Origin of the sequence: Corynebacterium sp. NPDC060344 (assembly GCF_042725215.1) — a bacterium.
GTDB lineage: Bacteria > Actinomycetota > Actinomycetes > Mycobacteriales > Mycobacteriaceae > Corynebacterium.
The window spans coordinates 1-1,800 of sequence record NZ_JBHXCS010000039.1 but is presented as its reverse complement, the minus strand read 5'-3'; the positions used below and the strand labels follow the sequence as shown (position 1 = coordinate 1,800).

The 1,800-nt window shown below is 65.3% G+C and carries 2 protein-coding genes; both read right to left on the bottom strand.

Annotation, left to right across the window (positions count from 1 at the left end; genetic code table 11):
• Positions 1 to 79: 79 nt before the first annotated feature.
• Positions 80 to 1,291 (bottom strand): IS256 family transposase, encoded by a 1,212-nt coding sequence (locus ACFWGD_RS13220; RefSeq protein ID WP_377779147.1) that lies wholly within the window; start codon positions 1,289 to 1,291, stop codon positions 80 to 82.
• Between the two features lie 125 nt (positions 1,292 to 1,416).
• Entirely contained in the window at positions 1,417 to 1,716 is a 300-nt protein-coding gene (locus ACFWGD_RS13215) for a hypothetical protein (protein ID WP_377779146.1), read from the bottom strand.
• Positions 1,717 to 1,800 lie beyond the last annotated feature (84 nt).

Here is a 1,800-nt window from a genome sequence, read left to right as displayed (position 1 = left end):
CAAGTGCACGGTCGAGGGCGCCAGGCCCAGGAGGTGGGCGATGCGGGCCGGGTCATGTCCCTTGTGGTGGTGTAGCTGATCACTGGATGGTGCCAGGCAGGTTGGCGTTGGTGTCCGGATAGAGGCTGTCCATGCTTTCGATGGAGAGGTAGCGGCGGGGGAAGGCGACCCATTCGTCGTGGAGTTCGGTGAGGACGGCGGTGGCCAGGCGGCTGACGGCGGCGGTGTTGGGGAAGACCTGGACGACGTCGGAGCGTCGTTTGATCTCCCGGTTCAGGCGCTCGAGCGGGTTCGTCGACTGGATTTTCTTCCAGTGCTGATGGGGGAAGTCCGCGAACGCGGTCAGGTCCTCCTTTGCTCCCAGCAGCATCTCCCTGACCCTGGGGAACTGTCCGCCGAGCATGTCGGCGACGGTGTCGAGGTGGGATCGGACGGCTTCGGCGGTGGGCTGGGCGAAGAGGGTGCGGATGGTCGCGGCGACCATCTCCGCGGAGCCTTTGGGGATCACGGAGAACACGTTGCGGACGAAGTGGACGCGGCAGCGCTGCCAGGCGGCACCGATCATGACCTTCCGGATGGCCTTGACCAGTCCGCTGTGACTGTCGGAGATCACCAGGCGGACGCCTGTGAGACCGCGTTCGCGCAGGTGACGAAGGAACTGGGACCAGAAGGCCTCGGTCTCGCTGTCGCCGACCATGATGCCGAGGACCTCACGCCCGCCGTCCTCGGTGACCCCGGTCGCGATGACCACGGCCTGGGAGACGATCCGGTGATCAACCCGTGCCTTGACGTAGGTCGCGTCGAGGAACAGGTACGGAAACCGGATGTGATCGAGAGGCCGGGTGCGGAACACCTCGAGCTGTTCATCGAGGCCGGCACAGATCCGGGAGACCTCACTCTTCGATATCCCGGTGTCCGAACCCAGGGCCTTGACCAGGTCATCGACGGATCTCGTGGACACGCCGTGGACGTACGCTTCCATGATCACGGCGTATAGGGCCTGATCAATACGGCGCCGTCGTTCCAGCAGGCTCGGGAAGAAGCTGCCGGCCCGCAGTTTCGGGATAGCGAGTTCCAGATCACCGGCCTGTGTGGTGAGGGTCTTCTCCCGGTGCCCGTTGCGATAGGCGGTGCGGGCCTCGGTGTGTTCACCCCAATCGGCGCCGATCCTCGCGGTGGCCTCGGCCTCGATCAGCTCTTGGAGCAGACGTTCGGCGACCTCTCGGACGAGTTCAAGACCGTCCGTCGAACGTAGTGACTCGAGCAGGCGAAGTAGGTCATGCTGGGACAAGGCCACCGTGCGCTCCTTGGGTTGAACTGGCCGTTCACCAAGGACAGTTGCACGGTGGCCTGCCTGTTCTCAGGGAGCGTTCACCAACAGCCGATGCACGCGGGCACACCACGACGGCGCACTTCTCAGCCAAGATCCGGTACACCACTCCACGGGACACCATCGACGTATTCCTGCAGGTCGTCGCGGATGTCGTCAGGGTTCCGCTTCGCTGCGGCGCGTAGGTGCTGCAGGCCGTCGGGGGTTGCGTGGCCTGCCTGTTCAGCCAGCTGCCAGCTGTTCTTCCGGGCCACTGGCGCAAGGAGGCCGCGTACGTAGTCGCGCATGCGGCGGCGTGGTTCCACCCGGCCGAAGCGATGGCCGATGTTCACGAAGAGGTCGTCCAGTTCCAGGTTCCACTGCTCGGCAACACGTGCGGTGATCACGGGGGAAGGCTGCCCCGCACGCTGCCATTACCAGCGACGCTGTCGCACGGTCGAGGGGCGGCCCGTCGAAGACCGCCCCTGACC